Annotated in this window: 18 protein-coding genes and 1 tRNA gene; 9 read left to right on the top strand and 10 right to left on the bottom strand. The window is 60.1% G+C overall.

What is annotated here, in order from left to right; translation table 11 throughout:
- Window positions 1-579: 579 nt before the first annotated feature.
- The 7 genes from RCH93_RS12185 to RCH93_RS12155 all read right to left on the bottom strand — a co-directional run bounded on the left by RCH93_RS12185 (window position 580) and on the right by RCH93_RS12155 (window position 11,791).
- Complete coding sequence (locus tag RCH93_RS12185; RefSeq protein ID WP_306548683.1) at window positions 580-1,278, bottom strand: response regulator; 699 nt, start codon at window positions 1,276-1,278, stop codon at window positions 580-582.
- Window positions 1,275-3,953, bottom strand: a complete 2,679-nt coding sequence (locus RCH93_RS12180) for a sensor histidine kinase KdpD (protein ID WP_306548682.1) — start codon at window positions 3,951-3,953, stop codon at window positions 1,275-1,277. Before RCH93_RS12180 ends, RCH93_RS12185 begins: the two co-directional genes overlap by 4 nt.
- Window positions 3,954-4,114: 161 nt before the next feature.
- Entirely contained in the window at window positions 4,115-5,047 is a 933-nt protein-coding gene (locus RCH93_RS12175) for a hypothetical protein (protein ID WP_306548681.1), read from the bottom strand.
- A 151-nt stretch (window positions 5,048-5,198) separates the two neighbouring features.
- Window positions 5,199-5,768, bottom strand: coding sequence for a potassium-transporting ATPase subunit KdpC (gene kdpC, locus RCH93_RS12170; RefSeq protein WP_306548680.1), 570 nt, complete (start codon window positions 5,766-5,768; stop codon window positions 5,199-5,201).
- A gap of 18 nt (window positions 5,769-5,786) precedes the next feature.
- On the bottom strand, window positions 5,787-7,853 hold the full coding sequence (kdpB, locus tag RCH93_RS12165; protein ID WP_306548679.1) for a potassium-transporting ATPase subunit KdpB: 2,067 nt from the start codon (window positions 7,851-7,853) through the stop codon (window positions 5,787-5,789).
- Between the two features lie 3 nt (window positions 7,854-7,856).
- Window positions 7,857-9,560 carry a potassium-transporting ATPase subunit KdpA gene (kdpA, locus tag RCH93_RS12160; RefSeq protein ID WP_306548678.1) on the bottom strand — a complete coding sequence of 568 codons (1,704 nt, stop codon included), beginning with the start codon at window positions 9,558-9,560 and terminating at the stop codon, window positions 7,857-7,859.
- A gap of 338 nt (window positions 9,561-9,898) precedes the next feature.
- A complete protein-coding gene (locus tag RCH93_RS12155) occupies window positions 9,899-11,791 on the bottom strand; it encodes a potassium transporter Kup (protein WP_306548677.1) in 1,893 nt (630 codons plus the stop codon).
- Between the two features lie 471 nt (window positions 11,792-12,262).
- On the opposite strand from RCH93_RS12155, the gene RCH93_RS12150 reads away from it, so the two are divergent.
- From RCH93_RS12150 to RCH93_RS12110, 9 genes are all read left to right on the top strand, one after another.
- Complete coding sequence (locus RCH93_RS12150) at window positions 12,263-12,964, top strand: TetR/AcrR family transcriptional regulator (RefSeq protein WP_306548676.1); 702 nt, start codon at window positions 12,263-12,265, stop codon at window positions 12,962-12,964.
- 14 nt (window positions 12,965-12,978) lie between these two features.
- On the top strand, window positions 12,979-14,142 hold the full coding sequence (locus tag RCH93_RS12145) for an ABC transporter permease (RefSeq protein WP_306548675.1): 1,164 nt from the start codon (window positions 12,979-12,981) through the stop codon (window positions 14,140-14,142).
- A 57-nt stretch (window positions 14,143-14,199) separates the two neighbouring features.
- Window positions 14,200-14,907: an ABC transporter ATP-binding protein gene (locus RCH93_RS12140; protein WP_373693294.1), complete on the top strand. Its 708-nt coding sequence runs from the start codon at window positions 14,200-14,202 to the stop codon at window positions 14,905-14,907.
- A gap of 19 nt (window positions 14,908-14,926) precedes the next feature.
- Window positions 14,927-15,925: an efflux RND transporter periplasmic adaptor subunit gene (locus tag RCH93_RS12135; protein WP_306548673.1), complete on the top strand. Its 999-nt coding sequence runs from the start codon at window positions 14,927-14,929 to the stop codon at window positions 15,923-15,925.
- The gene (locus RCH93_RS12130) at window positions 15,922-17,430 is read left to right on the top strand and encodes an efflux transporter outer membrane subunit (RefSeq protein ID WP_306548672.1); all 1,509 of its coding nucleotides are present in this window, start codon (window positions 15,922-15,924) and stop codon (window positions 17,428-17,430) included. Before RCH93_RS12135 ends, RCH93_RS12130 begins: the two co-directional genes overlap by 4 nt.
- A gap of 325 nt (window positions 17,431-17,755) precedes the next feature.
- Window positions 17,756-18,841: a branched-chain amino acid aminotransferase gene (locus RCH93_RS12125; RefSeq protein ID WP_306548671.1), complete on the top strand. Its 1,086-nt coding sequence runs from the start codon at window positions 17,756-17,758 to the stop codon at window positions 18,839-18,841.
- A gap of 252 nt (window positions 18,842-19,093) precedes the next feature.
- Entirely contained in the window at window positions 19,094-19,384 is a 291-nt protein-coding gene (groES, locus tag RCH93_RS12120; RefSeq protein WP_306548670.1) for a co-chaperone GroES, read from the top strand.
- Window positions 19,385-19,425: 41 nt separating this feature from the next.
- Complete coding sequence (gene groL, locus RCH93_RS12115; protein ID WP_306548669.1) at window positions 19,426-21,078, top strand: chaperonin GroEL; 1,653 nt, start codon at window positions 19,426-19,428, stop codon at window positions 21,076-21,078.
- Between the two features lie 187 nt (window positions 21,079-21,265).
- A tRNA-Met gene (locus tag RCH93_RS12110) sits at window positions 21,266-21,342 on the top strand.
- A gap of 276 nt (window positions 21,343-21,618) precedes the next feature.
- Here RCH93_RS12110 and RCH93_RS12105 read toward each other — a convergent pair.
- From RCH93_RS12105 to RCH93_RS12095, 3 genes are read right to left on the bottom strand one after another with little or no spacing between them, the layout of a single operon-like run.
- Window positions 21,619-22,275, bottom strand: coding sequence for an HAD hydrolase-like protein (locus RCH93_RS12105; protein WP_306548668.1), 657 nt, complete (start codon window positions 22,273-22,275; stop codon window positions 21,619-21,621).
- A gap of 6 nt (window positions 22,276-22,281) precedes the next feature.
- On the bottom strand, window positions 22,282-24,996 hold the full coding sequence (locus RCH93_RS12100) for an MlaD family protein (RefSeq protein ID WP_306548667.1): 2,715 nt from the start codon (window positions 24,994-24,996) through the stop codon (window positions 22,282-22,284).
- Window positions 24,997-24,999: 3 nt separating this feature from the next.
- Window positions 25,000-26,295: a PqiA/YebS family transporter subunit gene (locus RCH93_RS12095; protein ID WP_306548666.1), complete on the bottom strand. Its 1,296-nt coding sequence runs from the start codon at window positions 26,293-26,295 to the stop codon at window positions 25,000-25,002.
- Window positions 26,296-26,299: the final 4 nt, after the last annotated feature.

The raw sequence follows: 26,299 nt of genomic DNA, 5'->3' as shown, positions 1-26,299 counted from the left end.
ATACAATTTGTTGCTTTTTCATCTTAATCCCTAACAGTATGATTAGGCCAATTTTTACGTCAGATATTCAACCGTCAAGCATGTTAAATATTTGTTTAATTTCAATATTTTAAAATTATAACCCAGGTTAGATTCATGAAAAAGACAAAGTCAAAACACAAAGACAAAAAGCGATAGAATAATCGTGAGTTAAAAAGCAGTGTCTTTTTCCAACCGGTCAAGACTTTTCCAATCAGTCATAACCTACCGGAGAAACCTTGGCTGTAACTGTTGAGTTCTGCATCTCTGGCCTCTGGCCGCAGGAAGGTTGAGCTTGCTCGGCAAGGGGATGCAGGCTTGAGAAAGCTCCTCCTGAAACCAACAGCTGTCTCTCCTTGAAGCCCAACCACTCCGGGCACGCACGACAGCGGCGGTCAGGGCTTGTGCGTTCCGCATAAAGCGGCAGATGTTGCAGCGTGCCGTTTCCCACTCGCAGAGTTACTGTCTCAGGTTTTTATTCTCATCGAATCCGAGGTTCGCCGCGCTCACCCTCTAACCGCAACCCCAAGGGATCTTTTCAAAAATCCACTATGGCAACCCTCAGCCCTCGCCGCGAAAGCGATAGCCCACGCCGGATTCGGTGAGGATGTAGCGCGGCCGGGAGGCGTCTTTTTCCAGTTTGTGGCGGAGATTGCTGATGTTGACCCGGAGCACGTGCGGCTGCTCCACATAGCCACCCCCCCAGATCTGCTTGAGGATCTGGCGATGGGTGAGCACCTTGCCGGCGTTGGTCGCCAGCAGGCGGAGCAGTTCGTATTCGGTGGGGGTGAGCGCCAGGGGGTGGCCGGCCAGGGTCACCAGACGGCGGGCAAGGTCGAGCTCCAATTCGTCGATCCGGATCACCGGTTCCGGGGCCTGCTGCAGGGATCGCCGCAGCATCACCCGGATGCGTGCGAGCAATTCGCCAACGCCAAAGGGCTTGGTGAGGTAATCGTCGGCGCCGGCGTCCAGGGCGCGCACCTTGTCGGCCTCGCGATCCCGGACCGACAGCACGATGATTGGCGTCTGCGACCACTGGCGTATCCGCCCGATAACCTCCACCCCATCCATGTCCGGAAGCCCCAGATCAAGCAGCACCACGTCCGGCTTGACCGTCACCGCCGCCGCCAGCGCGGCGTGGCCGTTTTCCGCCTGAAAAACGGCAAATTCGCCGCCGGCAAGGGCGGTGGCCAGGAAGCGCTGAATCGCCGGCTCGTCGTCGACAATCAGTATCCGGGGGAGATTGGTTTCCTTGCTCATTGCACGTCCATTGCCAAAGGCAGGCGGCAGGTCATGCGCAGGCCGCCGCCGCTTCGATTTTCAGCTCGGATGGTTCCCTGGTGGGCCTCGACAATGCCCTTGCAGATGGAAAGCCCCAGGCCTGTTCCGCTTGCCCCTTCGGGAACCGGCAGGCGGTAGAATTTTTCGAACACCCGTTTGAGGTCCTGCTCGGGGATTCCAGGGCCGCGATCCATAATCTCCAGGGTCAGGGCCTGGGCGTCGGTTTGGACGCGAATCTCTATCGGACCATCCGCCGAAGAATATTTCAAGGCATTATCCAGCAGATTGATCACCACCTGGGTCATCAGCACCATGTCCATGCTGACCAGGGGCAGGCCGTCGGCCAGTTGCACGCTCACATCCCGCCCCTCCAGGCGGTGATCGAGCGCGTTCAAGGCGCATCCGATCAGGTCCTGCACGTCGCAGGGCTCCTGGTTGAGTCCGAGCTCTCCGGCCTCCAGCCGGGTCATGTCGAGCAGATTGCCGACAAACCGGTTCAGCCGTTCGGCCTCTTCCCAGGCGCCGTCGAGCAGCGCCTGCTTGTTGGCCTCGGTCAAGGGGAGATCCTTGTCCTGCAGGCTGCTCAGCGCCCCGATGATGGTGACCAGCGGCGTGCGCAGGTCGTGGGAGATCGAGTTCAACAGGGCCCGCTCCAGGCTCTCCCGGGCCTGCAGCACCTGCGCCTGTTCCGCCTGCTCCGCTAGACGCACCCGTTCCATGGCCAGCGAGATCTGGGCGACAAAGGCATCGAGCAGGCGACGGCTATGGGGCGAGCGGTAATCGGCGGGGCGGCTCAGTTTGACCCCCAGAACCCCGAAGACGGCGCTTGGAGTGTGCAGCGGCAGATAGAGCAGCGCCGCCGAACCAAGCGTCTCGGTGCCGTTTCCTGCGGGCCGCCGATTGCGCAAGGCCCAGTCGGCCACCGCCAGTTCCTTCTCTTCAAGCGCCAGCCCCTTGCTGCTCGCCGCAATCCGCATCTGCTCTTCCTCCATGACCAGCACCGCCAGTTCGGCCTGCATGGTTTCGCTGACCTGCTTGACCACCGCCGCCAGAATCGATTCCATGTCAATGGCGGCGGCCAGGTCGCGGCTCAGGTAGTACAGACTTTCCGTCTGCAGTTCCCGCTCGCGCAGGGCCTCCGCCCGTTCCTTGGCCTGGGCCACCAGCGAGCTGATGACCACCCCGACCACGAATAGCCCCAAAAAGGTGAACAGATACTCGGTGTCCGCCACCGTAAAGCTCCACCGGGGCATGATAAAGAAAAAATCAAAGGCCAGCACCCCCAGCCCGGCGGTCAGCATGGCCGGCTTGCGGCCAAACCGCACCGCCGCCAGGACCACGGCCAGCAAATAGACCATCACCATGTTGGTCGGCGAGAGGTAAGGGCGGACCAGGAAGGAAAAACCGCTCGCCGCCGCAACCAGGGTCAGGCTGATCAGATACTCGAACCAGGAGCCAACCGGCGCCGGGCGCGACCCCAGGGGTTTGGGTTGCGCCGGGCCCTGTTTGAAGCTGACGACGTGGACATGGATCGAGCCGCTGAGGCGGATGATCTGATCGACGATGGGAGGGCGCAGCAGTTCGCGCCAACGGGATTTGGCGGGCTTGCCGACCACAATCCGGGTGACGTTGTGACGGACGGCGTACTCGATCAAGGCTTCGGCGACCGACGAGGCGGTGATGGTCGCCACCTCGGAGCCCAGGCTTTCGGCCAGACGCAGGTCGCGCCAGACCCGTCCCCGGTTTTCCTGCTGTTCCTTGGCCAGACCGGGGGTTTCGATGTAGACGGTGAACCATTGGGCCTTCAGCTCGTCCGCCAGGCGCCGGGTGGTGCGGATCAATTGCTCGCTGAAGGGACTGCCGCTGGCGCAGACCAGCAACCGCTCGGTGGCGGGCCAGGGACCGGCGATGGAGCGGGTTTCCATATAGGTCCGCATCTCGTCGTCCACCCGGGCGGCGGTCCGTCGCAGGGCCAGCTCGCGCAGGGCAATCAGATTGCCGGGCCGGAAGAATTTTTGCGCGGCCCAGTTCGCCTGCTCGGGGATGTACACCTTGCCTTGACGCAGCCGTTGCAGCAAGGCCTCGGGCGGGATGTCCACCAGCATGATTTCCGCCGCTAGATCAAGGAGGCTGTCGGGAACGGTTTCCCGCACCGGAATGCCGGTAATCTGCTGAACAACGTCGTTTAAACTTTCAAAATGCTGGACGTTGACCGTGGTGTAGACGTCTATCCCGGCGGCGAGCATCTCCTCGATGTCCTGCCAGCGTTTTTCATGGCGGCAGCCGGGCGCGTTGGTGTGGGCCAGTTCATCGACCAGGGCCAGCGCAGGTTTTCTCGCCAGGACGGCGTCAAGGTCCAGTTCGGCAAGCGTCACCCCCTGGTGTTCGTGCCGGGCCTTGGGCAGCGCCTCAATGCCCGCCAGCAGTCCATCGGTTTCCACCCGGCCGTGGGATTCGACATAGGCGGCGACCACCTCGCACCCTTCCGCTTTGAGCTGACGGGCGGCCTCCAGCATGGTGTAGGTTTTGCCGACCCCGGCCGCGTAGCCTAAAAATATTTTCAGTTTTCCCTGCCGGGTTGCCCGTTCTTCGGCGTGGGCGGTTTTGAGCATCGCTTCCGGCGTAGGGCGCATGTCTTCCTGCGGCAGGCTCATGGCGACGGCTGCTCCAGCGCTGGTTGACGTCCTGCCGTTATGGTTGCGTGAAAACTCGGATTGAATGGCATACAGCAACACCCCGCATCTTGGTCATATTGAAAGCGAAAACATCCGCGCGCGCAGTTTTTCAAGAAGACGCGCATCCACGATACTACAACTTACCGGGTTGCCTTGAAAGTTCTGCTTTGCACCACCTTTTGGAAAGCCGCCAGGGTTTCGTCGCATTGAGCGGTGAGGTTGCGTTTTCTGCCTAAGGAAAGCTCAAGTGATCTGATGTTGCTGTTTTGTCGAGACAACGCGACCACCTCGGCGGTCACCTGGATAAAATCAGCGAACGCCGTTTTGGCCTGCAACACTGCGTCCCGCCGCGTTCCTTCCGCCGATCCGGCCAGTTCAGCCAGTTCGGCCAGCGATTGCACCGCCAAGCGCTCCTCTGCTTGCATCTGCGCCTCCAGCTGATCCATTTTGCCATCGTTTGCCTCGGCTATGTGGGGGCTGTGCAGGGCGTATATTTTCAGCCCGGCGATCAGGGCGCGGTTCGCCGGCGAGGTTGCGCGGCCTTCTTCCGGGGTTCCTGCAAACAGCGGCGGTATCGCCCCCAGGGCCTGCTCAAAGCGTTGCATGGCGTATCCGCCTTGTTCTCGGGAAAGCGCCGCCGCCTTCAAATTGGTGTTCTGCACCGCAACCGCCAGGATGTCTTGGTCGAGTTTGCCAAATTCCGTCCAGCAACGGTCAAATTCAACCAGGAGATTTTTCTCGTCGCGCAAGGGGACCGCATCCACCAGCGCGCGAAGTTTCTGCAGCTGCTGTTCCACTCCGGCCGAGGCTTGGCGCGATTGGTCGGCAAACTGCCGGGATTGTTCGTCGGTGAGCGCCATGACGGCGTTTTTTTCCATTTCAACCGATTCATAGAGACGAATGCGCATTTCGGAAAGTATCGCCTTCTTCTCGGCGACGTTTCCATAGGTGTCCACCAGGGACGTCGGATTGCTGTAATATTTGGCAATACAGGCAAATGTCGCCAAGAGCGCGATGGTTATTCCCAGGCCCCAGATAACGGCGTTTCGTTCTTTATCCTTGGGATGCTGCATGACCTTCCTCCCTTGTTTCAGGTGATGATGCAGAGCGGGATGCGCGCTGCGGGTAATTCCGGTGGCGGATAATTCCGGTGCAAGGCGCCGGTCATTGGCAGGTTGGTCCGAGCGGGAGTCTCCTTTGAGTGTGGATTCCCCGCCTGCCGGCTCATGGCGCCAGCTGCTCCAGGGCCAGGTTGAGCGCCAGGACATTGACTCTGGGCTCGCCGAACAGGCCTGCCTGGCGGCCTTCCGTCAGGCTGAGGACGAGGGCGTGGACTTTTTCCGCGTTCATATTTCGCGCCCTGGCCACCCGCTCGACCTGCAACAGGGCGGCAGCCGGGGAAATATGAGGGTCCAGGCCGCTGGCCGAGGCGTACACCAGGTCGGCCGGGATCTCTCCGGTGGCCCCGGTCAGCCGCCATTGCCTGACCCGCTCCTCTGTCTGCCGCAGCAATTCAGGATGGGTGGGGCCGAAATTGGAGCCGCCCGAGGCCAGCGGATTATAACCGAACCCTGCGGTTGCGGAAGGGCGCGGCCAGAAGAAACGGGGCTCGGTGAACGACTGGCCGAGCAGCAACGAACCAATAACCTTGCCGTCGGGCGCGACGACAAGGCTTCCCTGCGCTTTCTGCGGGAAAAGGAGGTTGGCGGCAACCGTCATCGCCGCCGGATAGGCGCCTCCGAGCAGGAGGGTCAGGCCGAGGAACAGCAGCACTGCTGATTTTACATTGTTCATATTCCTTCTCCGTATGGGTCAGATAAACAAACCTATAACACTGTCAATGGCCTTGATCCCGATAAAGGGAACAATCATCCCGCCCACCCCGTAAATCAGCAGGTTGAACATCAGGAGTTTTTCGGCGGGCATCGGCCGATACTTGGCGCCCTTGAGCGCCAGGGGGATCAACAGCGGGATGATGACGGCGTTGAAAATCACCGCCGAAAGGATCGCGCTGTGCGGGCTGGCCAGGTGCATGATGTTGAGCGCTTCCAGTTGCGGATAGATCGACGCCAGCGACGCCGGAATGATGGCGAAATATTTGGCCACGTCGTTGGCGATGCTGAAGGTGGTCAGGTTGCCGCGGGTCATCAGGATCTGTTTGCCGATTTCGACAATGTCCAGCAACTTGGTGGGATTGCTGTCAAGATCGATGATGTTGGCCGCCTCCCGAGCGGGCTGGGTGCCGGTGTTCATGGCCACCGCCACGTCGGCCTGGGCCAGGGCCGGCGCGTCGTTGGTGCCGTCTCCGGTCATCGCCACCATGTACCCCTGTTCCTGATACTCGCGGATCATGTTGAGTTTGTCCTCCGGCCGGGCGTGGGCGAGGAAATCGTCGACCTGCGCCTCTGCCGCGATGGCCGCCGCAGTCAGCGGGTTGTCGCCGGTGATCATCACCGTCTTGATGCCTATGCTTCGCAGTTGGGCGAATCGTTCCTGGATGCCCGGCTTGACGATGTCCTTCAGGTTGACGACGCCCAGGATCTCGGCGTCGCGGCAGACCACCAGCGGCGTGGAGCCGGCGTGGGCAATGCCGTTGACCAGTTGATCGAGATTCTTGGGAATCTTTCCGCCCTGCTGTTTGACAAAGGCAACCACGCTGTCGGCCGCGCCTTTGCGATACCGGCGTCCGGCGAGATCAACGCCGGAAAGACGGGTCTCGGCGTTGAAGCCGATGCTCACGGCGTCCGGCGGCAGCGGTTGCGGCGTCAAGCCGTAGTGTTTCTCCGCCAGCAGCACAATGCTGCGTCCTTCCGGGGTTTCGTCGGTGATGGAGGCCGTCAGCGCCGCCGCCGCCAGATCCCGCTCGGTATGGCCGCCAACCGGTATCAATGCCGCCGCTTCCCGGTTGCCCAGGGTGATGGTGCCGGTTTTGTCGAGCAACATGACGTTGACGTCGCCTGCGGCCTCGATAGCCCGGCCGGACAGGGCGATCACGTTTTTTTGGAACAGGCGGTTCATGCCGGCAATGCCGATGGCCGGGAGCAGTGCGGCGATGGTTGTCGGCGCCAGGCAGACGAAAAGCGCCGCCAATATGGTCAGGGAGACCGGTTGACCGTGGCTGATCGCCTTGACGCTGAAGACCGAGAGCGGGCTGATGTTGACGCAGACCAGAAAAAACACCAGGGTCAGGGCGATCAACAGCACCTCCAGGGCGACCTCGTTGGGGGTTTTGCGCCGCTTTGCCCCTTCGATCAGGGCAATCATCCGATCCAGAAAGGTTTCGCCAGGGTCGGTGGTAATCCTGACGACAACGGCATTGGCAATAACCGTGGTGCCGCCGGTGACCGCGCTGCGATCGCCTCCCGATTCCCGGATGACCGGCGCCGATTCGCCGGTGACCGCCGATTCGTTCACCAGCGCCGCGCCGGCCACCACCTCGCCGTCGCCGGCGACAAGGTCGTTGGTTTCAACCAGGATATGGTCTCCTTTTCTGAGTTGGTTGGCCTCCACCAGGGTGTACTCGGCGCCGAACGCCGGGGCGGCCAGCCGTTTGGCCATGATGTTGGTCCGCGACTTGCGCAGCGAGGCGGCGCGGGCCTTGCCCCGGCCCTCGGCCAGGGCCTCGGCAAAGGCGGCAAAAAGAACTGTCGCCCAGAGACACAGCGACACCGAACCGGTGAACCAGACGGGTTCGGCGGCTGCGCCGACCAACGATTGGAGAAAGGTGAACAGGGTGACGGCGCTGGCGATTTCAACCGCAAACATGACCGGGTTGCGCCAGAGCGAGCGCGGGTCAAGTTTTTTGAAGGAATCCGCCAGGGCTCCTCGGAGCAGTTGGCCGTCAAAGGCCGATGGTGAAGATTGTGGATGTTTTGCCATGATTCACTTGCCTCCGGTCATGAGCAGGTGCTCGGCGATCGGCCCCATTGCCAGGGCCGGAAAGAAGGTCAGGGCGCCGACGACGACAATGACCAGAATCAGCCAAAGGACAAAGGGCGCACGGTCGGTGGGCAGGGTGCCCAGGCTGGGCGGGATGTATTTTTTCTCAGCCAGAGAGCCCGCCATAGCCAGGACCGCAACCACCGGGACATAGCGACCGATCAGCATGGCTGCGGCGCCGAGCAGGTTGTAGAAGGGGATGTTGCCGTTCAGTCCGGCAAAGGCGCTGCCGTTGTTGTTGGCCATGGAGGCAAAGGCGTACAACACCTCCGACAACCCGTGGGCGCCGGGGTTCGACATCGACGTGACCGCCGACGGCACGAGCAGCGCCGCCCCCGAAAAGACCAGGACCACGACGCCGGCGGTGAGGACGGTCAGGATGGACATCCATATTTCTCGCACCTCAATCTTTTTGCCCAGATATTCGGGAGTCCTGCCGATCATCAGGCCGGACACAAACACCGCGATGACCGCAAAGGCGAGCATGGTGTAGAGACCGGAACCCACGCCGCCGAACACCACCTCGCCCGTCAGGATCAAACTCAGCGTCGCCAGCCCGCCAAGGGGAGTGAGGGAATCGTGCATGGCGTTGACCGCGCCGCAGGAGGTGGCGGTGGTGACCACCGCAAAGAGGTTGCTGCCGACCAGCCCGAAACGGACCTCCTTGCCTTCCATGTTGCCGCTTTGGACGCCCAGCCCGCTGATTGCCGGATTGCCGCTGCTCTCCGCCCATTGCAAGACCGCAAAGGCCGCAGTGAGCAGGAGCAGCATGGCGATAAACAGCCCCCATCCCTGCCGGGTGTTTCCCGCCATCACCCCGAAGGTGTAGGTCAGGCTGGCGGGGATGAGCAGGATTAAAAAAATCTCCGCAAAATTGGTGAGCGGGGTCGGGTTTTCAAAGGGATGCGCAGAGTTGGCGTTAAAAAAGCCGCCGCCGTTTGTGCCCAATTCCTTGATTGCCTCCTGGGAGGCGACCGGCCCCATGGGAATCTGCATCGCCAACCCGCCGGCCTGGAGCGGCGCCGCCGTTTTGTAGGCGGCAAAATTCTGGATGACGCCCTGGGAGGCAAGGAACAAGGCGGCAACACAGGAAATCGGGAGAAGGATGTAGAGAACGGTCCTGACCAGATCAACCCAGAAATTGCCCAGCAGCGCTGTTTTCCGGCGGACAAAACCTCTGATCAGGGCGATGGCCACCGTCATGCCGGTGGCGGCGGAGACAAAATTGTGCACCGTCATTCCCGCCGTCTGGGTGAAATAACTGGCGGTTGATTCTCCGCCGTAATTCTGCCAATTGGTGTTGGTCACAAAGCTGACGGCGGTGTTCAGCGCCAGCTGCCAGGGGAAGGCCGGCAATTGCTGCGGATTGAGCGGCAACAGGTGTTGGGTGAGCAACATGGCCATGAGCGCTGCGCAACAGACCAGGTTAAACAGCAGCAGGGCCCCGGCGTATTGCTTCCAATCCATGTCGTCAGCCTTGTTGATTCTCCCCAGCATATACAGCAGGTTCTCGCAGGGCCGCAGCAGTGGGGCGGCAAAGGTTGTTTCTCCTTGATAGACCTTGGCCATGTAGGCGCCCAAGGGCTTGACCAAGAGCAGCAGGGCTGCAAAAAGGAGCAGCATTTGCTGCCAATCGTAGGCGTTCATAGGGATGCTCCAGTGAGAGTGTTCATCTTGATGTATGCTCGTCTTGGATGGCGGACGTTTTCATCGGTTTCCTGCCTCTTGTTGATGAGTATACTGTGTTTGGCGTCAAGATAAGATCAAGGACTCAGCGAAATGCATCAATGAATTGTCAAGAGCTGGGATGGGATGGGTTGAGCGGGAGTTCGTTGACCGGATTGGCCGGCTTGACCGGACCTAGTGTGCCGGCAAGCAGGAAATCAGCGGCGCCTCCCCGTGCGGAGGCGCCGCGGTTGAAGGCAGGCGACGGGCGATATGGTGATGACAGGCGATGACAGGCGACGACGGCCGATGTCGGGCGTTTACAACTCCACCTGATTACCCAGTTCGACCACCCGATCCGGCGGCAGTTTAAAAAACGAGGTGGCGTTCCAGGCGTTGCGCGACATGAAGATGAACAAATGCTTGCGCCATTGGGCCATGGGGGCCGTTCCGGTGGCGGAGAGGGTCTCGCGCCCGAGGTAAAACGAGGTGGAGTAGATGTCGACCGCCAGTCCTTGGTCGGCCGCCAACTGTAATATTTCCGGCACGTTCGGGCTTTCCATGAAGCCGTAGGCGGCCAGGATTCGATAGAAACCCAAGCCAAGGTCCTCGACCCGCACCCGGTCTTCCGCCGCAACAGTCGGCATTTCCGCCGGAAGGATGGAAAGCAGCAGCACCCGTTCGTGCAGGGCCTCGTTGTGTTTGAAATGGTGCAGCAAGGTATGCGGGACGCCTTCGGCGGAAATCGACATGAACACCGCTGTGCCCGCTATCCGCTGCGGTTTGTAGCCAGTCAGATCCTTGAGGAAAATATCGGCCGGGATCTTCATCAGGCTGTAGTGTTTGGCCAGCAGGGCCCGGCCATCGCGCCAGGTGATCATCGCCGCCAATATGCAACCGGCGATCACCAGGGTGATCCAGCCGCCGTCGACAATCTTGAGCAGGTTGGCCCCCAGGAAGGAACAATCGAGCAAAAGAAAAAGGGCCAGCAGCAAGGCGCCCTGCCACAGCGGCCAGCGCCACCGGTAGCGGGTCACCTGAAAATAGAGAAAGGAGGTGATGGCCATGGTCGCGGTGACGGCAATGCCGTAGGCGGCCGCCAGCCGGGTGGATTCCCTGAAGGCCAGCACCAGCGACAGGCAGGCGAGCATCAGCATCCAGTTGACCGTTGGCATGTAGATCTGCCCCCTGGCCCGTTCAGAGGTGTGGATGATGTGCATGCGCGGCGTGAATCCCAGCTGAATGGCCTGCTGGGTCAGCGAGTAAACGCCAGAGATCATGGCCTGCGAGGCGATGATGGTGGCCATGGTCGCCAGGGCCACCAGGGGATAGAGCAGAGATTTAGGCGCCAGGGCGTAAAACGGATTGACGTTGATCAGTTCGGGATTGTGCAGCAACAGCGCGCCCTGGCCGTAGTAGTTGAGCACCAGGCCGGGCAGCACCGCGCCGTACCAGCTCAGACGGATCGGCAGGCGGCCGAAATGGCCCATGTCGGCGTAGAGCGCTTCGCCGCCGGTGATGCAGAGCACCACCCCGCCCAGCACCACAAAGCCGTGGAGGTGATTGACGGCAAAGAAATGGAGCGCCTGCCCGGGGTTCAATGCGGCCAGGATGGCCGGGTTATGAACAATGGCGCGCAGGCCAAGGCCGCCGAGCACCAGAAACCAGACCACCATGATCGGGCCGAACATGGCGCCGATGCTTGCGGTTCCGCGTCGTTGGAGGAAAAACAGGCAACACAGCACCAGGCAGGTGAGCGGCACGACATACCCGGCGGCGGCGTCCGTGGCCATGTTCAACCCTTCGATGGCCGAGAGCACGGAAATGGCCGGGGTGATCACGCCGTCGCCATAGAGCAGGGCCGCGCCCAGGGCGGCGAGGAAGGTGAGGGTAGCCCACTCTCTGCCGCCCCGCGTTCGGCCCTGCAGCATGGACAGCAGCGAGAAGATGCCGCCCTCACCCTTGTTGTCGGCCCGCATGATAAACACCACGTATTTCAGACCAACAACCAGCATCAGCGACCAGAAGATCAGCGACAGGACGCCGAGGATGTTGTCGACGGTCGGCGCGACGCCGTGCACCCCGGAAAAACACTCTTTGATGGTGTACAGGGGGCTGGTGCCAATGTCGCCGTAAATAATCCCCAAAGCGCCCATGGCCAGCAGCGGGAGGTCTTTGCCGGCGGCGGGCTGGAGCGGGTTTGCTTGTCGCATGGAAATGTCTCGTGAAACAACGTGATGGTTGATGGGTTGCGCTGCTTTCGCGGCGCCTGCTGCTGTTAGTGGCAAGATAGCGCTGCGGAAATCAAGAAAGTGTCAAGATGCGGGGCGAACGCCTCAAGATTGCATCAAGATGATCGCGCCAGGGGCGGCCCGCCAACCGCTCGCATTCGCGCGGCGGCAAGGTAAGGAATGGTCTCAAAATATTTTTTCAACATCTTCTGGCATGAGGGCCATCCCGCTCCAATGTCACGTCTCTGGCAACGCGGCCAAAGCGCCAGGGACAACCGGTTCAAGGTGTCCGTAAGTTGCTGTCGCGAAAGGACTCTTACCCCATCATGCAACCTGGTTGTTACACTTCTTCAACAAAGAATTCGTCGATAAAATTCAAACGAACGTTTAATCAAGTTGCTTAGGTTCACCTTTTTGCATTCTCCCGACCACAACGATAGGGGCATCCCTCGCGTGAATGACAAGCAGACAACGAAAGACCGCATTCTCAATGCCGCGGAATGCATATTTGCCGACAAAGGATTTGATGGTTCGTCCTTGCGGGACATCACCACGGCCGCTGGTGTCAACCTCGCGTCCGTGAGCTATCATTTTGGGTCCAAAAACGGGCTCATTGAGGCCGTTTTTGCCCGCCACCTTGGGCCAATGAACGCGGCCAGGATCGCGTTGCTCGACAGGGTTGAGGAGCAGGTCGGCGAGGGATCCCCGGCCATTGAATTGGTGCTGGAGGCTTTTATCCGGCCGGTAGTCATGCATGACTTGGCGGAACACGGCGCCAACGACGCATTCATGCGCCTGATGAGTCGTTGCTTGAACGAACCGCCCACCCATCTTGAACAATTCGAACATCATTTCGATGCGCTTATGAACCGATTCCACGCTGCCTTCTCCCGCGCTTTACCGGACCATTCCCCCAATGAGATTTTCTGGGGGGTTCACTTTACCCTTGGCATCATGCACCACACCCTGCATGTGCTCAGCCATTTGCACCACCTGCCCTTCTGCCCGTCAGAATCGGCAGACGCCCAGACTGTGGTGGAACGCCTGATTGCGTACGCTGCAGCCGGCATGAAAGCCCAGCACGGCAGCGGCGTTTCCGTGAATGAGCCTTGTGGTGGGACGCTGTCCTTCCTTAATTCTTCAGTAAACCTTTAGAATATATTCCGATTATGAATCGCATCGCTTTGAAAATGCTGTTCGGCGACCGAGGCAAATACCTCGGCATCATCACCGGCATCACCCTGGCCTCAATCCTGATGATCCAGCAGCCGGGCATGTTGGTTTCGATTTTTACCATGACCTACAGCTTCATCACCGATGTCTCTTTGCCGAACATTTGGGTCATGGATGCCAAGGTCCAGCAGATCGACGACTCCAAACCGCTGCTCGACACCCAACTGTATCGGGTGCGCGGTGTTCGTGGCGTGGAATGGGCGGTGCCGCTCTACAAGGGCAGTCAGAAAGTGCGACTCTCCAACGGTGAAACCGTCATGAGCAACCTGCTCGGCCTCGATGACGCCACCTTGATCGGCGGGCCGGCCGTGATGATCAAGGGCAAACTTTCTGATTTGCGCATTCCCGATTCGGTCATTGTCGACGAGGCCGGGGCCAACGGAAGGTTGGCCAAACCGGCCGCCGCTCCAGGCGAGCACGCCACGCCGCTCAAGGTCGGCGACGTTCTCGAACTCAATGAAAAACGGGCGCTGGTGGTGGGCATCGCCCGGGCACAGAAGACCTTCCAGTCGCAACCCATCATTTACACCACCTACACCCGCGCCAAGGTCTACGCCAACAGCGAACGAAAAATGCTCACCTACATCCTGGTCAAGGCCAAGGACAACGAACCACGGGAAACCATCGCGCGGCGCATCACCCAAAACACCAGACTCGCTGCCTGGACTGCGGAGGAATTCAAAAAGAAATCGCTTAATTATATGATCTATAACACCAGCATCATTATCAATTTCGGTTTTGTTGTCCTGGTCGGTTTTGTTATTGGCGCGGCGGTGACCGGGCAGATGTTCTACAACTTCACTCTCGATAATCTCCGCTACTTTGCGGTGTTCAAGGCCATGGGAACAACAGACCAAACCCTGCGAAGGATGATCTTGCTCCAAGCATTGTTAGTCGGATTTGTCGGCTATGGTATTGGCGCCGGCGCCATAGCGTTATTCGCAATGATAATGGGCAACAGCAACGGTCCTTCGGTCAACCTCAGTTGGCAACTCCTGCTGACAAGCGGTTGCGCCATTCTCCTGATCGTGTTGATGTCGGCTCTGGTCTGCATCCGCAAAGTGCTGAAGCTGGAAGCAGCCGTGGTTTTTAAAGGATAAGCGGAAAAGGCGGAAAAACAAATGGAACAGCAACAAGAGGTCGCGACGCGCCCTATCATGACGCCCAACGACCCCAAAGATGCGGCGGTGCTCTGTCGCGGCATTACCAAGTCCTACGGCAGCGGCGAAACCCAGGTAAAAGCGCTGCGTGGGGTCGATCTGGAAGTGCGTCCAGGTGAACTCCTCATGCTGGTTGGTCCTTCGGGTTGCGGCAAGACCACGCTTATTTCCGTGGTTGCCGGCATCCTTGATCAGGACGAGGGTGAATGCCTGCTCTTTGGCCAGAACCTGTCCCTATTGCCCCAGCATGAACGGGTCCGCTACCGGGGTGAGCACATCGGTTTCGTCTTCCAGGCCTTCAACCTGATTCCCTCGCTCACGGCTGCGGAAAACGCAGCAATCCCGCTCCTGATCAACGGCATACCCATGGACGAGGCGGTACAAAAAGCCGCGCTCTTGCTGGCCAGCGTCGGCTTGGAAGGGCGGGAACATGCGCTGCCTTCGCAGCTCTCTGGCGGCCAACAGCAACGGGTGGCTGTGGCCCGGGCTCTGGTGCATTCGCCTCGACTGGTGGTCTGCGACGAACCGACCAGCGCGCTTGATCAGGTCACCGGTATCCGGGTGATGGAAGGGTTGAAAAAACTTGCCGTCAACAATGATCGAGCCTTGGTGATCGTCACCCACGACGCCCGGATTTTCTCATTCGCCGACCGTATCGCCCATATGAACGACGGCGCCATTGAACGCATCGAAAACAATCTCTGAAATAGCAAGGAAAGCTGCCATGACCCTGAAAAACAAAATACTCCCCGCCTTGGCCGTCATCGGCCTGGTCGTCGCTATCGTGGTTGCCGTGCGATCACAGAAAAAAAATCCTCCCGCCGAACCAGTGGCTCAACCCGCTCAAGCGCCGTATGCATCGTACATCGGCGGAGCAGGCATTGTTGAGGCGAGCACGGAAAACATTCAACTCGGCACATCGATCGCGGGCATCGTCAAAACCGTGTTCGTCAAGGTCGGCGACACTGTGCGGCAGGGGGACAAGTTGTTTTTGATCGACGACCGCGAACTCGAGGCCAATCTGCTGGTCAAGGAGGCGAGTCTGGTCCAGGCCGAGGGGGCGCTTGAAGAAGCAAAAGCCTCTCTGCAGGATTACGAGACCCGGTTCAAGCTGGTGCAAAACGTCACCGACCGCAGAGCCCTAAGCGTGGACGACTTTGAACAGCGGAAAAACGCTGTTCTCTTGTACAAGGCTAAATTGGTGAGCGCCAAGGCGGAGATACTTGCTGCTCAGGCCGCGCTGCAAGCGGCGCGAACCGATCTGGATCGCCTTCTGGTGCGGGCGCCTGTCGATTGCATGGTGCTGCAAGTGAATATACGGCCAGGTGAATACGCCCAAACCGGAGTGCTCGACGACCCGTTGATGCTGCTCGGCGACAACAACCTGTTGCATATCCGGATAGACATCGACGAAAACGACGCCTGGCGGTTCAAGCCAGGTTCACAGGCCATGGCGTTCATGCGCGGCAACAGCAAACTGAATTGCGCGATCAAGTTTGTTCGCACCGAACCCTATATCACCCCCAAAGAGTCATTGACTGGGGACAGCACCGAACGAATCGACACCCGGGTGCTCCAGGTGATTTACGGATTTGACCGCAACGCTCTCCCTGCCTATGTCGGGCAGCAGATGGATGTGTTCATTGAAACGCCGGAAGAGGGCATCAGCCATGGAAGGGGGAAAGTCGAGGCGTTGGCTGCGGTCAACGGAGAAAAACCATGAAAATCGGAGTGTTGACGTCCGCTTGTCTCGCCCTGTTTCTCTGCGGCTGCGCCCCGGTTGGTCCGAATTACACCGCGCCGAATCTGAACGCGCCTCCCCAATGGACCGAAGACGCCAAAGAGGCCCCAGAGGCCGAACCGGCCCCGGGACTTGAGGCGGTCGCCTGGTGGAAGGCATTGAATGATCCCGAGCTGGACCAACTCATGAATGCCGCCATGGCAGGCAATCTCGATGTCGATCAGGCGCGGGCCAGGATACGACAGGCGCGGGCTGAATTCAAGGCCGCCGCAGCGGGCAGTAAACCGAACGTCAACGGCACGGGTTCGGTCACCCGAAGCAAGGACAGCAAAAACGTCAGTGACGCCAGTGGAGAGACAACCACCTTGTACACTCCCGGCTTCGACGCCACCTGGGAGGTGGATGTGTTCGGTTCAGTCCGCAGAAGCGTTGAGGCCGCCGAGGCCCGCGTCGGGGCCAAAATCGAGGACCTGCACGCCACGCAGTTGACCTTGCTGGGCGACGTGGCCAACGCCTACGTGCAACTCCGTGCCGCACAGGAGCAACTGGCCATTACTGAACGCACCTTGAAATCTCAATCCGAAACCGCCGAGGTCACCCGGGTGCGTTATCAAAACGGCCTGACAAGCTATCTCGACGTGAGCCAGGCCGAAGCGGAGACGACCACCACCGCCGCAGACATTCCTGCATATGAAACGACGATCAAACAATCCATCCACCGCCTGAGCATTCTCATTGGTCAGCCTCCAGCTTTTCTGAAGAAACAACTCGGCGTCACGCGTTCGCTGCCTGATTGCGGCGGGGTCACCGCCACCGGGTTACCCTCGGAACTGCTGGTCCGCAGGCCTGATTTGCGCGAGGCGGAACGAACGCTCGCGGCGGCCTCGGCCGATATCGGCGTGGCCACAGCAGAACTGTACCCCAAATTTGACCTGACGCTGGGTTTGGGACTCAATAGTGACACCATTTCACGATTGAGCTCGCTCTCCAGCGGCTACTGGTCCCTGGTTCCCCAGGTTTCGGCACTCCTTTTTGACGGCGGCAAAACCAAGGCGGGGGTGGAAAAAAATGAAGCGGTTTATGAAGAAGCCCTGGCCGCGTACCACTCCACCTTTCTCAAAGCGCTGGAGGACGTTGAAAACGCCTTGGTCAGCTATGCCTCCGCGCAGACGAAGCGGCAGACTCTCACCAAATCCGTTCAGGCTTACAAGGAAACCCTGATGCTTGCCGAAGAACAGTATCGCAAAGGGTTGACCAGTTTTCTTGATGTCCTTGACGCGCAACGTTCCCTGTACACCGCGCAAAACAGCTTGAGTGCAACCAACGCCGAGGTCTTGACTTCGTTTATCAGTCTTAATAAAGCGCTCGGCGGCGGTTGGAAGGTGTTTGCCGATGCCGACCGGCAAAAAGCCGTGCTGCCTGATTATCGCACCCACAGACAAAAGGTTGCCTACCGTCAAAATGAGATTCCACCGGTTCTGCATTGAGAACCCTGTATGCCGGCCAAGAGTCCGCGAATTGCTGTCGCACCTTGACTATGATCACGCCAAGGGGGCGGTCTGCCAACCGCTCGCATTCGCGCGGCGACAACGCCTTGGCGGCGAAATTTACTCTGCAATGGTTGAGTACTGCTTGTGTCTGTGGGGGCGATATATTATTCTCCCGAAACTGTTGCGAATGGAGTTGGAGGCGTCGGCGCTGCAAGTGGCCGAAAAAATGGTTTTTTATGGCGCTTTCAAGCCCCGTCGCGGGTCCGTCCTCTCACGATAAAAGGAAACCGGTTGAATGAAACCGGCGAGCACAGGTGACACGATGTTCAAAAAAGAGCTTGAAGTAACGCTGCACAAGGCCTCGGCCGATCAGGTGAAACCGAAGCCGGATCAAAACAGTCTGGGATTTGGCCAGTTCTTTACCGACCACATGTTCACCATGCGCTGGAACCGGAACAACGGCTGGCACGACGCCGCCATCGAACCCTATCATTCCTTTGCCATGGACCCGGCGGCCATGGTGTTCCATTACGGGCAGGCCATCTTTGAGGGCATGAAAGCCTATCGGGGCAAGGACGATCAGATTTTTCTGTTCCGGCCGGCCGACAATTTCACCCGCATGAACCAGTCGGCGGTGCGGATGTGCATGCCCCGGTTTCCCCAGGAGCGGGTGCTTCAGGCCCTCCGCGCAATGGTCTATCTCGATCAGGAATGGGTGCCGCGGGCGCCGGGATCGACCCTCTACATCCGGCCGACCATGATCGCGGTCGAACCGGCGCTGGGACTGCGTCCGGCTGAGGAGTATCTGTTTTTCATCATCAGCTGCCCGGTCGGGGCCTATTACGCCGAGGGTTTTGCCCCCACCAGGATTTACGTTGAAGACAAGTACGTGCGGGCGGTGCCGGGCGGGGTCGGCAACGCCAAGACCGCCGGCAACTACGCGGCCAGCGTCAAAGCCCAGGTTGAGGCCCACGACAAGGGCTACACCCAGGTGCTGTGGCTGGATGCGGTCGAGCGTCGCTATGTCGAGGAGGTCGGCACCTCCAACATCTTTTTCCTGATCAACAACGAGTTGATCACCCCGCCGCTGGAAGGTTCGATCCTGCCCGGCATCACCAGGGATTCGGTGCTGCAGCTGGCCCGCGACTGGGGGTATCAGGTGAGCGAACGCCGCATCACCATCGACGAGGTCGTGGCCGCCGGCAAAGACGGATCGCTCAAAGAGAGTTTCGGCACCGGCACGGCGGCGGTCATCTCTCCGGTCGGCGAATTGTGCTACCGCGAGCAGCACGTCAAAATCAACGGCGGCGCAACCGGGGCCTTGGCTAAGCGGTTGTTTGAAGAGCTGCAGGCCATCCAGTTTGGCTACCTGGACGACGCCCACAAGTGGCGCGTCCGGGTAGGTTGAAGAAGAGACGAAAAAATCCCCATTCCTCGAGTAAGCCCCATCATTTCAACGGGTTGAGCGATTAATTTTTTCGCTCAACCCGCCCTTGATTTTTCAAATTACGAACCTATTGTTTTGCGCAGTTTGAAGACAGAAGCTTCGTTTTCGTCCAATAAATGCGGTTTGAGCCGACCGTCGGACAAGCAAACTACCCCCATCGGCCCAAACGTTTTTAGTTTATCACCTATAAAAAAACAAACAGGAGGAAGGTTCATGAAAATTCGTCCACTGAATGACCGCATTTTGGTCAAGAGACTGGAAGGAGAGGAAAAAACTGCCGGCGGCATCATCATTCCCGATTCAGCCAAGGAGAAACCGGCTGAGGGTGAGATCGTGGCCGTTGGTCCGGGCAAGTTGAACGACAACGCCGAGCGCGTCGCCATGGATGTTGCAGTCGGCGACCGCGTGCTTTTCTCTAAATACGGCGGCACTGAAGTGAAGCTGGACGGCGAGGATTTTCTCATTATGCGCGAGGATGATATCCTTGGTGTGATTCAGGCGTAAAGAAAAGATATCAATCCATTCGTTTATCAGGAGATAGAAATATGGCTTCAAAAGAGTTGAAATACGGCGACAAGGCCCGCGAGAAAATGCTGGCCGGCGTGAACACCCTTGCAAATGCTGTAAAAGTGACCCTTGGACCCAAGGGCCGCAACGTGCTGATCGAGAAATCCTTTGGCGCCCCGGTCATCACCAAAGACGGTGTGACTGTTGCCAAAGAGATCGAACTGAAGGACAAATTCGAGAACATGGGCGCTCAGATGGTCAAGGAAGTTGCTTCCAAGACCTCCGACGTGGCCGGCGACGGCACCACCACCGCCACCGTGCTGGCCCAGGCCATCTACACCGAAGGCGCCAAGCTGGTTGCCGCCGGTTCCAATCCGATGGAGATCAAGCGCGGCATTGACGCTTCCGTGGCCGCCGTGGTCGCCGAGCTTGGCAAAATCGCCAGCCCCACCAAAGAGCAGAAGGAAATCGCTCAGGTCGGCACCATTTCTGCCAACAACGACGAGACCATCGGCAACATCATTGCCGAGGCCATGGACAAGGTCGGCAAAGAAGGCGTCATCACCGTGGAAGAAGCAAAATCCATGGAGACCTCGCTGGACGTGGTTGAGGGCATGCAGTTTGATCGCGGCTACCTTTCTCCCTATTTCGTGACTGATCCCGAGCGGATGGAAGTCAGCATGGACGAGCCGCTGATCCTGATCAACGAGAAGAAGATCTCCAGCATGAAAGACCTGCTGCCGATCCTCGAGTCCGTTGCCAAGATGGGCAAACCGCTGTTCATCATCGCTGAGGACGTCGACGGCGAGGCTCTGGCAACCCTGGTTGTCAACAAGCTGCGCGGCACCCTCAACGTGGCTGCAGTCAAGGCTCCTGGCTTTGGCGATCGCCGCAAGGCCATGCTCGAGGACATCGCCACCCTGACCGGTGGACAGGTCATCACCGAAGACCTCGGCATCAAGCTGGAGAACGTCACCATCAATGATCTGGGCACCGCTAAGCGCATCATTGTTGACAAGGACAACACCACCGTCATCGACGGCGCCGGCGACAAAGAGAAATTGGCCGCCCGCGTCAAGCAGATTCGCGCTCAGGTCGAGGACACCACCTCTGACTATGATCGTGAGAAACTGCAGGAGCGTCTGGCCAAACTGATCGGCGGCGTTGCCGTGATCAATGTCGGCGCAGCCACCGAAGTGGAGATGAAAGAGAAGAAAGCCCGCGTTGAGGATGCGCTCAACGCCACCCGCGCAGCGGTTGAAGAGGGCGTGGTTCCCGGCGGCGGCGTTGCCTACCTGCGTTGCCTCAAGGTGCTGGACACTCTGCAGCTCGAAGGCGAGCAGGCTCTGGGCATCAACATCATCCGTCGCGCTCTTGAGGAGCCGGTACGCCAGATCGCAGCCAACGCCGGTCGCGAGGGTTCGGTCATCGTTGAGCACGTCAAGAACCTGGAAGGCCCCATGGGCTTCAACGCAGCCTCCGAGAAATACGAGGATCTGATCGAAGCCGGCGTCATCGACCCGGCCAAGGTTACCCGCTCTGCACTGCAGAACGCGGCCTCTGTTTCCGGCCTGTTGCTGACCACCGAGTGCATGATCGCCGAGCTGCCCGATGAGGACAAGGGCGGCGGCATGGGCGGCATGCCTCCTGGCGGCATGGGCGGTATGGGCGGCATGGGCGGCATGATGTAATCCGCCCCGCTGTTCAGCGCTGATTTTTGTTGGACTCAGGCCCTTTCCCGGTGTGTTGCTTCGGGAAAGGGCCTTTTTTGTACCGGCAACAAGGGCGGAAAGGTTGCCCTCGTGTGATTTGTGCTTGACAAAGAGTGAAAAATCTTGAATATTGGCTCGGTTCAAGCCTGCTGGCTTTTTCAGATACGGCGATGTAGCTCAGTTGGTTAGAGCACACGGCTCATATCCGTGTTGTCCGGGGTTCAAGTCCCTGCATCGCCACCACTTCAAAGTCCGAGACCTTTCGGCTTTACATACTAACCCGCTTTCCTGCCCCTGGAAAGCGGGTTTTTTGTTGTTCACGGTTGTCCCCACCCATTCTTCCCACTCTCTCGAAATTTGCGCCGCTGAGTCTTGCCTACCGTATGATCGCCGCACTCACATGCATTGAGGCGTGGTCTGAGGATGAAACTGTTTGACTGGTTCCGCAGCTGACGACCGAGTTGTTACAGGTGTAGCCCCGAACATGGCTGGGCAGTATTCAGATCAGGCAATTTCAGGTCACAATAACCCGCCGCCCCAACCGGCCAGTTGTTCCGGCGAGTCAAAGAACCTGTCGGGGTTTTCCGCCTGCAGTTCTTCCATTGAGCCATAGCCGTAGGTGACGGCGCCGGCCCTGACGCCGTTGGCTCTGCCGCCGAGGATGTCGTATTTGCGGTCGCCGATGATCATGGTCTGCTCGGGCCGTAGGCCTTCGCTGGCGAGGATGTGGGCCACCAGCGAGGGCTTGTCGGTGAGCCGGCCGCTCAGCTCGCTGCCGTGGACGCCGTCGAAGGCGTCGGCCAGGGAAAAATGGTCGAGGATCTGTTCGGCAAAAATGCGGGGTTTGGAGGTGGCGAGGAAGAGGCGGAAGCCCTGCGCCTGCAAGGCGGTCAACGCCTCGGGAATGCCGTCGTAGACCCTGTTTTCGAACAGGCCGATTTCGGCGAAGCGCTGTCGGTAGAGGCTCGCCGCCTGTTCGATCAACTCGGGGTCGGTGGTGGCCAGCAACCGGCCAAAGGACTGTCTCAGGGGCGGGCCGATGCACCACTCCAGCGCGTCGGCATGGGGCGCGTCAACGCCCAACTGGGTCAGGGCGTGCTGGATGCAGCGGCTGATGCCGAGCTTGGGGTCGGTCAGGGTGCCGTCGAGGTCAAGCAGCAGGTTGGCGAGTCGCATGTCGATTCACGATTTTTTCTTCGCCGGTTCCGGCGTTTTATCCTGTTTTTCCGTCTGAGCCGACAGCTTGGGCTGCCATTTGAGCCAGGCCTCGTCAACGGTTTCGCTGACCTGAAAATGTTCGCCGGGATAGGCCGGCGCGCCCATCTCCGCCGCTTCCGGGGTGGCCAGGCCGATGCCCCCGGTGAGCAGGGATTCCATCGATTCGGCGCGCACGGTCATGCCGCTGAGCACGCCGCCGCTGACCTTGACGCCGCTGGCGTTCCAGAACCGGGTGCCGGAGTAGATCAGCTTGACGTAGGGAGGTTCGATGTTGACATCCATCCACACCTGCTGGGCCGTGGGCGAGAGGCGAAAACCGGTGATCTGGCCGACCTTGACCTGGCGGTAGTACACCGGGCTGCCCTGCTTGAGCGAACCGAGCGCGCCGGTTTCAAGCACGATGTTGAGCCCGGTGGCGGGCAGTGCGAGGTCGTCGGCCAGGGGCAGGACGGTGAACTCGGTCTGGGCCCGGCCCGAACCGGCTCGCACGTCGATGAAGGCCCCGGTGATCATGGCCTCCAGATGGCGGACGCCGGCGAGGCTGACCTCGGGCCGCACCAAGCGCAGGGTAGTGCCCTTGCGGAACAGTTGGGCCATCTCCTGGTTGACCTGGGCCTCGGCGCGGATGTCGCCGCTGACCGGATCCAGGCTGAGGCCGCTGACCTGGCCGATGCTGATGCCCTGGTAGCGGATTTCGGTGGTCTTGGCAAGGCCTTCGCCGCTGCGGAAGTGGAGACTCAGGCGCAGGGCGTCGGCGTTGAGCGCCTCCTGCCGGGAGGCAAAGAGCGGAAAGGACTGGTCCGCACGGGCCGGTTCGCCGCCGGCCTCGGTGAAAAAGGCGACGCCGCCGTTGATCAGGGCGTCAAAGGGCGCGGTCTCCAGGTTGACGCCCTGGAGCGAGGCGTTGACCTTGACCCCGGAGTAGGTATAGAAGCGCGAGGCCCCGGTCGCGAGATCGCGGTAGCTGTCCTTGATCAGGAGCTGGATCACCGTGTCCCGCCGGTTCTGGTCGAGATCGAAACCGAGAATCTCGCCCACCCGGATGTTGTTGTACAGCACCGGCGCGCCAACGCTGAGCGGCGGCGCCTTGGCGGTGAGCAGTCGCAGTCGCAGCCCTTTGAGCTCCAGCTCGGGCGTGGCCTTGACCGCCTCGCCATACGAGGCGTGGAGGTTGAAGCGGCTTCCGGCCTCGGCCGCCGGCGGCCGGTTCTTGAGCGGCGGATTGGCAAAGGCCACGCCGCCGGCCAACAGGGACTGGACCGAGCCCATGTTGACCTGAAGCCGGCTGAGGCTGGCGTCGATCTTGACTCCGCCCGCGTTCCAGAAAACAGTTTTTTTGGTAATCAGTTCGGTGTGGGGATCGTAGATCAGCACCCGGACCAGCACGTTGTCGCCCTTTGGGGCCAGCGTAAGCCCAGTGATCTCGCCCACCGCAATCTGCTTGTAGAGCACCGGCGCGCCCACCGTCAACCCGCCGCTGTCCGGGGCGACCAGGGTGAAGGCTGCGCCGGGGCGCGAGGCCGAGGCGGGCATGGGGTTGGTCTCTTCCACAAAGGCGTCCCGCCGTTTGCCCTCGCCGACTTCAAAGGTGATGTACGGGCCAGTGAGCACGGTTTCCAGGTTTTTGACGCCGGTGATCTCCACCTGGGGCCGGACGATCCAGAACCGGGTGTTTTCCTTGAGGATGACCTCGGCCCGCGGGTCAAGCAGCAGTTTGGCGGTGACGGTGTGGAATTGGTCGTTGTTGATGTCGATGCTCTTGACCACCCCGGTTTTCAAGCCCCGATACATCACCTTGGTCTTGCCGGCGACGATGCCCTCGCCCGTGGCCAGTTGTAGGGCCATCTCGACCCCGTATTCGGCGTCTTCAAAATCCTTGTACAGCTTGAAGGCGCTGTCGTTGGTGGCCTGTTCGCTGGTTGCCAGCGAGGACGGAGTGTCGCAGGTGATGCCACCGTAAATCAGTGAGGCCAGGGATTCGACGCTGACGGTCAGGCCGCTCTGGACGTCGCCGGTCAGGCTGAGGCCGCTGGCGTTCCAGAAGCGGGTGCCGGTGTGGATCAGGTGGGTGAACCGGGCCTCGATAAATGCCTTGAGCTGGATTTTGCCGTTGTCCTGGAGGGCGTAGTCTTCGAGATAGCCAATCTGCAGGTTTTTGGCGTAGATGTTGGAGCCGCGCTGGAGCGAATAGAGGGTGTCGCTTTCCAGGGTGATGTGGAGGCCGGGGGTGGTGTTGTCAATCGAGGGCTGCCCGGGCAGCCCGGTGAAATGGTCGGCATAGACGCTAGATTTGCCCTGGCGCATGCCGATGTAGGAGCCGCCGAACAGGGTGTCCAGGCCACTGATTCGCCCGGCCGAGACCTCGGGTTTGACGATCCAGAAGGTGGTGTCTTCCACCAGGGCGGAGCGGGCCTGATTCTCCATGGTGATCACCAGGTAGACGCCCTTCATCCCCTCGGCAATGTTGAGTTTTTTGACCGTGCCGACCGGAATGCCGCGCACGATGACCTTGGTTTTGCCCGGCGTGATGCCGGTGGCGTCTTCAAAATGGACGGTGATTTCGACGCCGGCGTCGCGCATGCTGGTGTAGAACAGCCAGCCGCCGATGCACAGGGCGACGAGGGGTAGAATCCAGATGGGCGAGAAACTGCGGCGTTGACGAATGAGTGCTTTTTCCATGGTTTAACGTGGGGTGTCGGCGGCGGCGACTGCGTCCCAGAGCAGTCGGGGGTCAAAGCTCAACGCTGCGAACATGGTGGAGAGGACAACGCCGGTGAAATAGAGGGACGCCGGCGCGGCGCTGATGGTTGAGAGAAAACCGAACTGCGCCAGCGAGCAGAGCAGGGTGATGACAAAGATGTCGAGCATCGACCAGCGGCCGATGAATTCGATGTAGCGGAACATGATCGCCTTGTGCCGCAGCCAGCTTTGCCAGCGGAAATGGATCGACAGCAGGATGATCGCCAGGCCGACGATCTTGAACAGCGGCACCAGCACCGAGGCGATGAAGATCACTAGGCCGATGCCGTAGGAACCGTCTTTGAAAAAGTAAATGATGCCGTCCATGATGGTCGAGCGGTCGGGCACGCCGAAATAATCGACCTCCATGATCGGCAGCAGGTTGGCCGGCACGGTGAGGAGAACTGCGGTGACCAGCAGCGCCCAGGTGCGGTTGACGCTGTTTTGCTTGCGCGAGTGCAGGGCGTGGCCGCAGCGTGGGCAGCGGTCGCGGCCCGAGGCGCGCACATAATCGGCGGGCAGCAGCTTGTGGCAGTCGTGGCAGAGCAGATAGTCTTCGGGCTGGATTTCCGCCTCAGGCGCGGGCGGCGGGGACAACGGCGAAGGCGCCGGAGACTCTTCCATCAGCGACCAGAACAGGTGCGGATCAATGGCGGTCTGGGCGGCGACGGTGGTGACCACCAGCCCGATCAGGCAGAAAAATCCAGGCCCCAGGGTGACGGCCGCCATGTGCGACATCTTGATGATGGTGACCAGCACCCCCACCAGGAAAACGTCGGTCATCGCCCATTCGCTCAAATGGCGATAGCTGCGGAACAGGGGCGGCATCCAGGCCCCTTTGCGTTTGCGCGTCAGCCCCAGGGTAATCAGCAGCAGGCCGGACAGCAGCGCCAGCGGAAAGACCAGGGTGGTCAGGGCCACGATCAGGCCGACGAACTGCTGGCCCGTCCCGAACATGTGCAGGCAGGCCTGGACAATGGAGCTGTGGGTGTCAATGCCGAGCACCGAGAAGGTCATCAGCGGCAGCAGGTTGGCCGGCAGGTAGAGCAGCAGGCCGGTCAGGCTCAGGGCCAACCCCTTCTGCACCGGGTTGTGCTTGTAGCGGCGCAGCTGCTGGGAACAGCGCGGGCAGACCGCCACCTGACGCGGTTGCAGCGTTGGCGGCTGGAGGAGAAGATTGCAGTCCGGACAGACCGTGACGGCGGGCGGGTCGATGGGGTGGTTTTCTGGGCGCGGCATTACA

The organism is Desulfobulbus sp., assembly GCF_030824455.1.
Taxonomy (GTDB): Bacteria; Desulfobacterota; Desulfobulbia; order Desulfobulbales; family Desulfobulbaceae; genus Desulfobulbus.
This window is presented reverse-complemented; position numbering and strand designations above follow the sequence as displayed.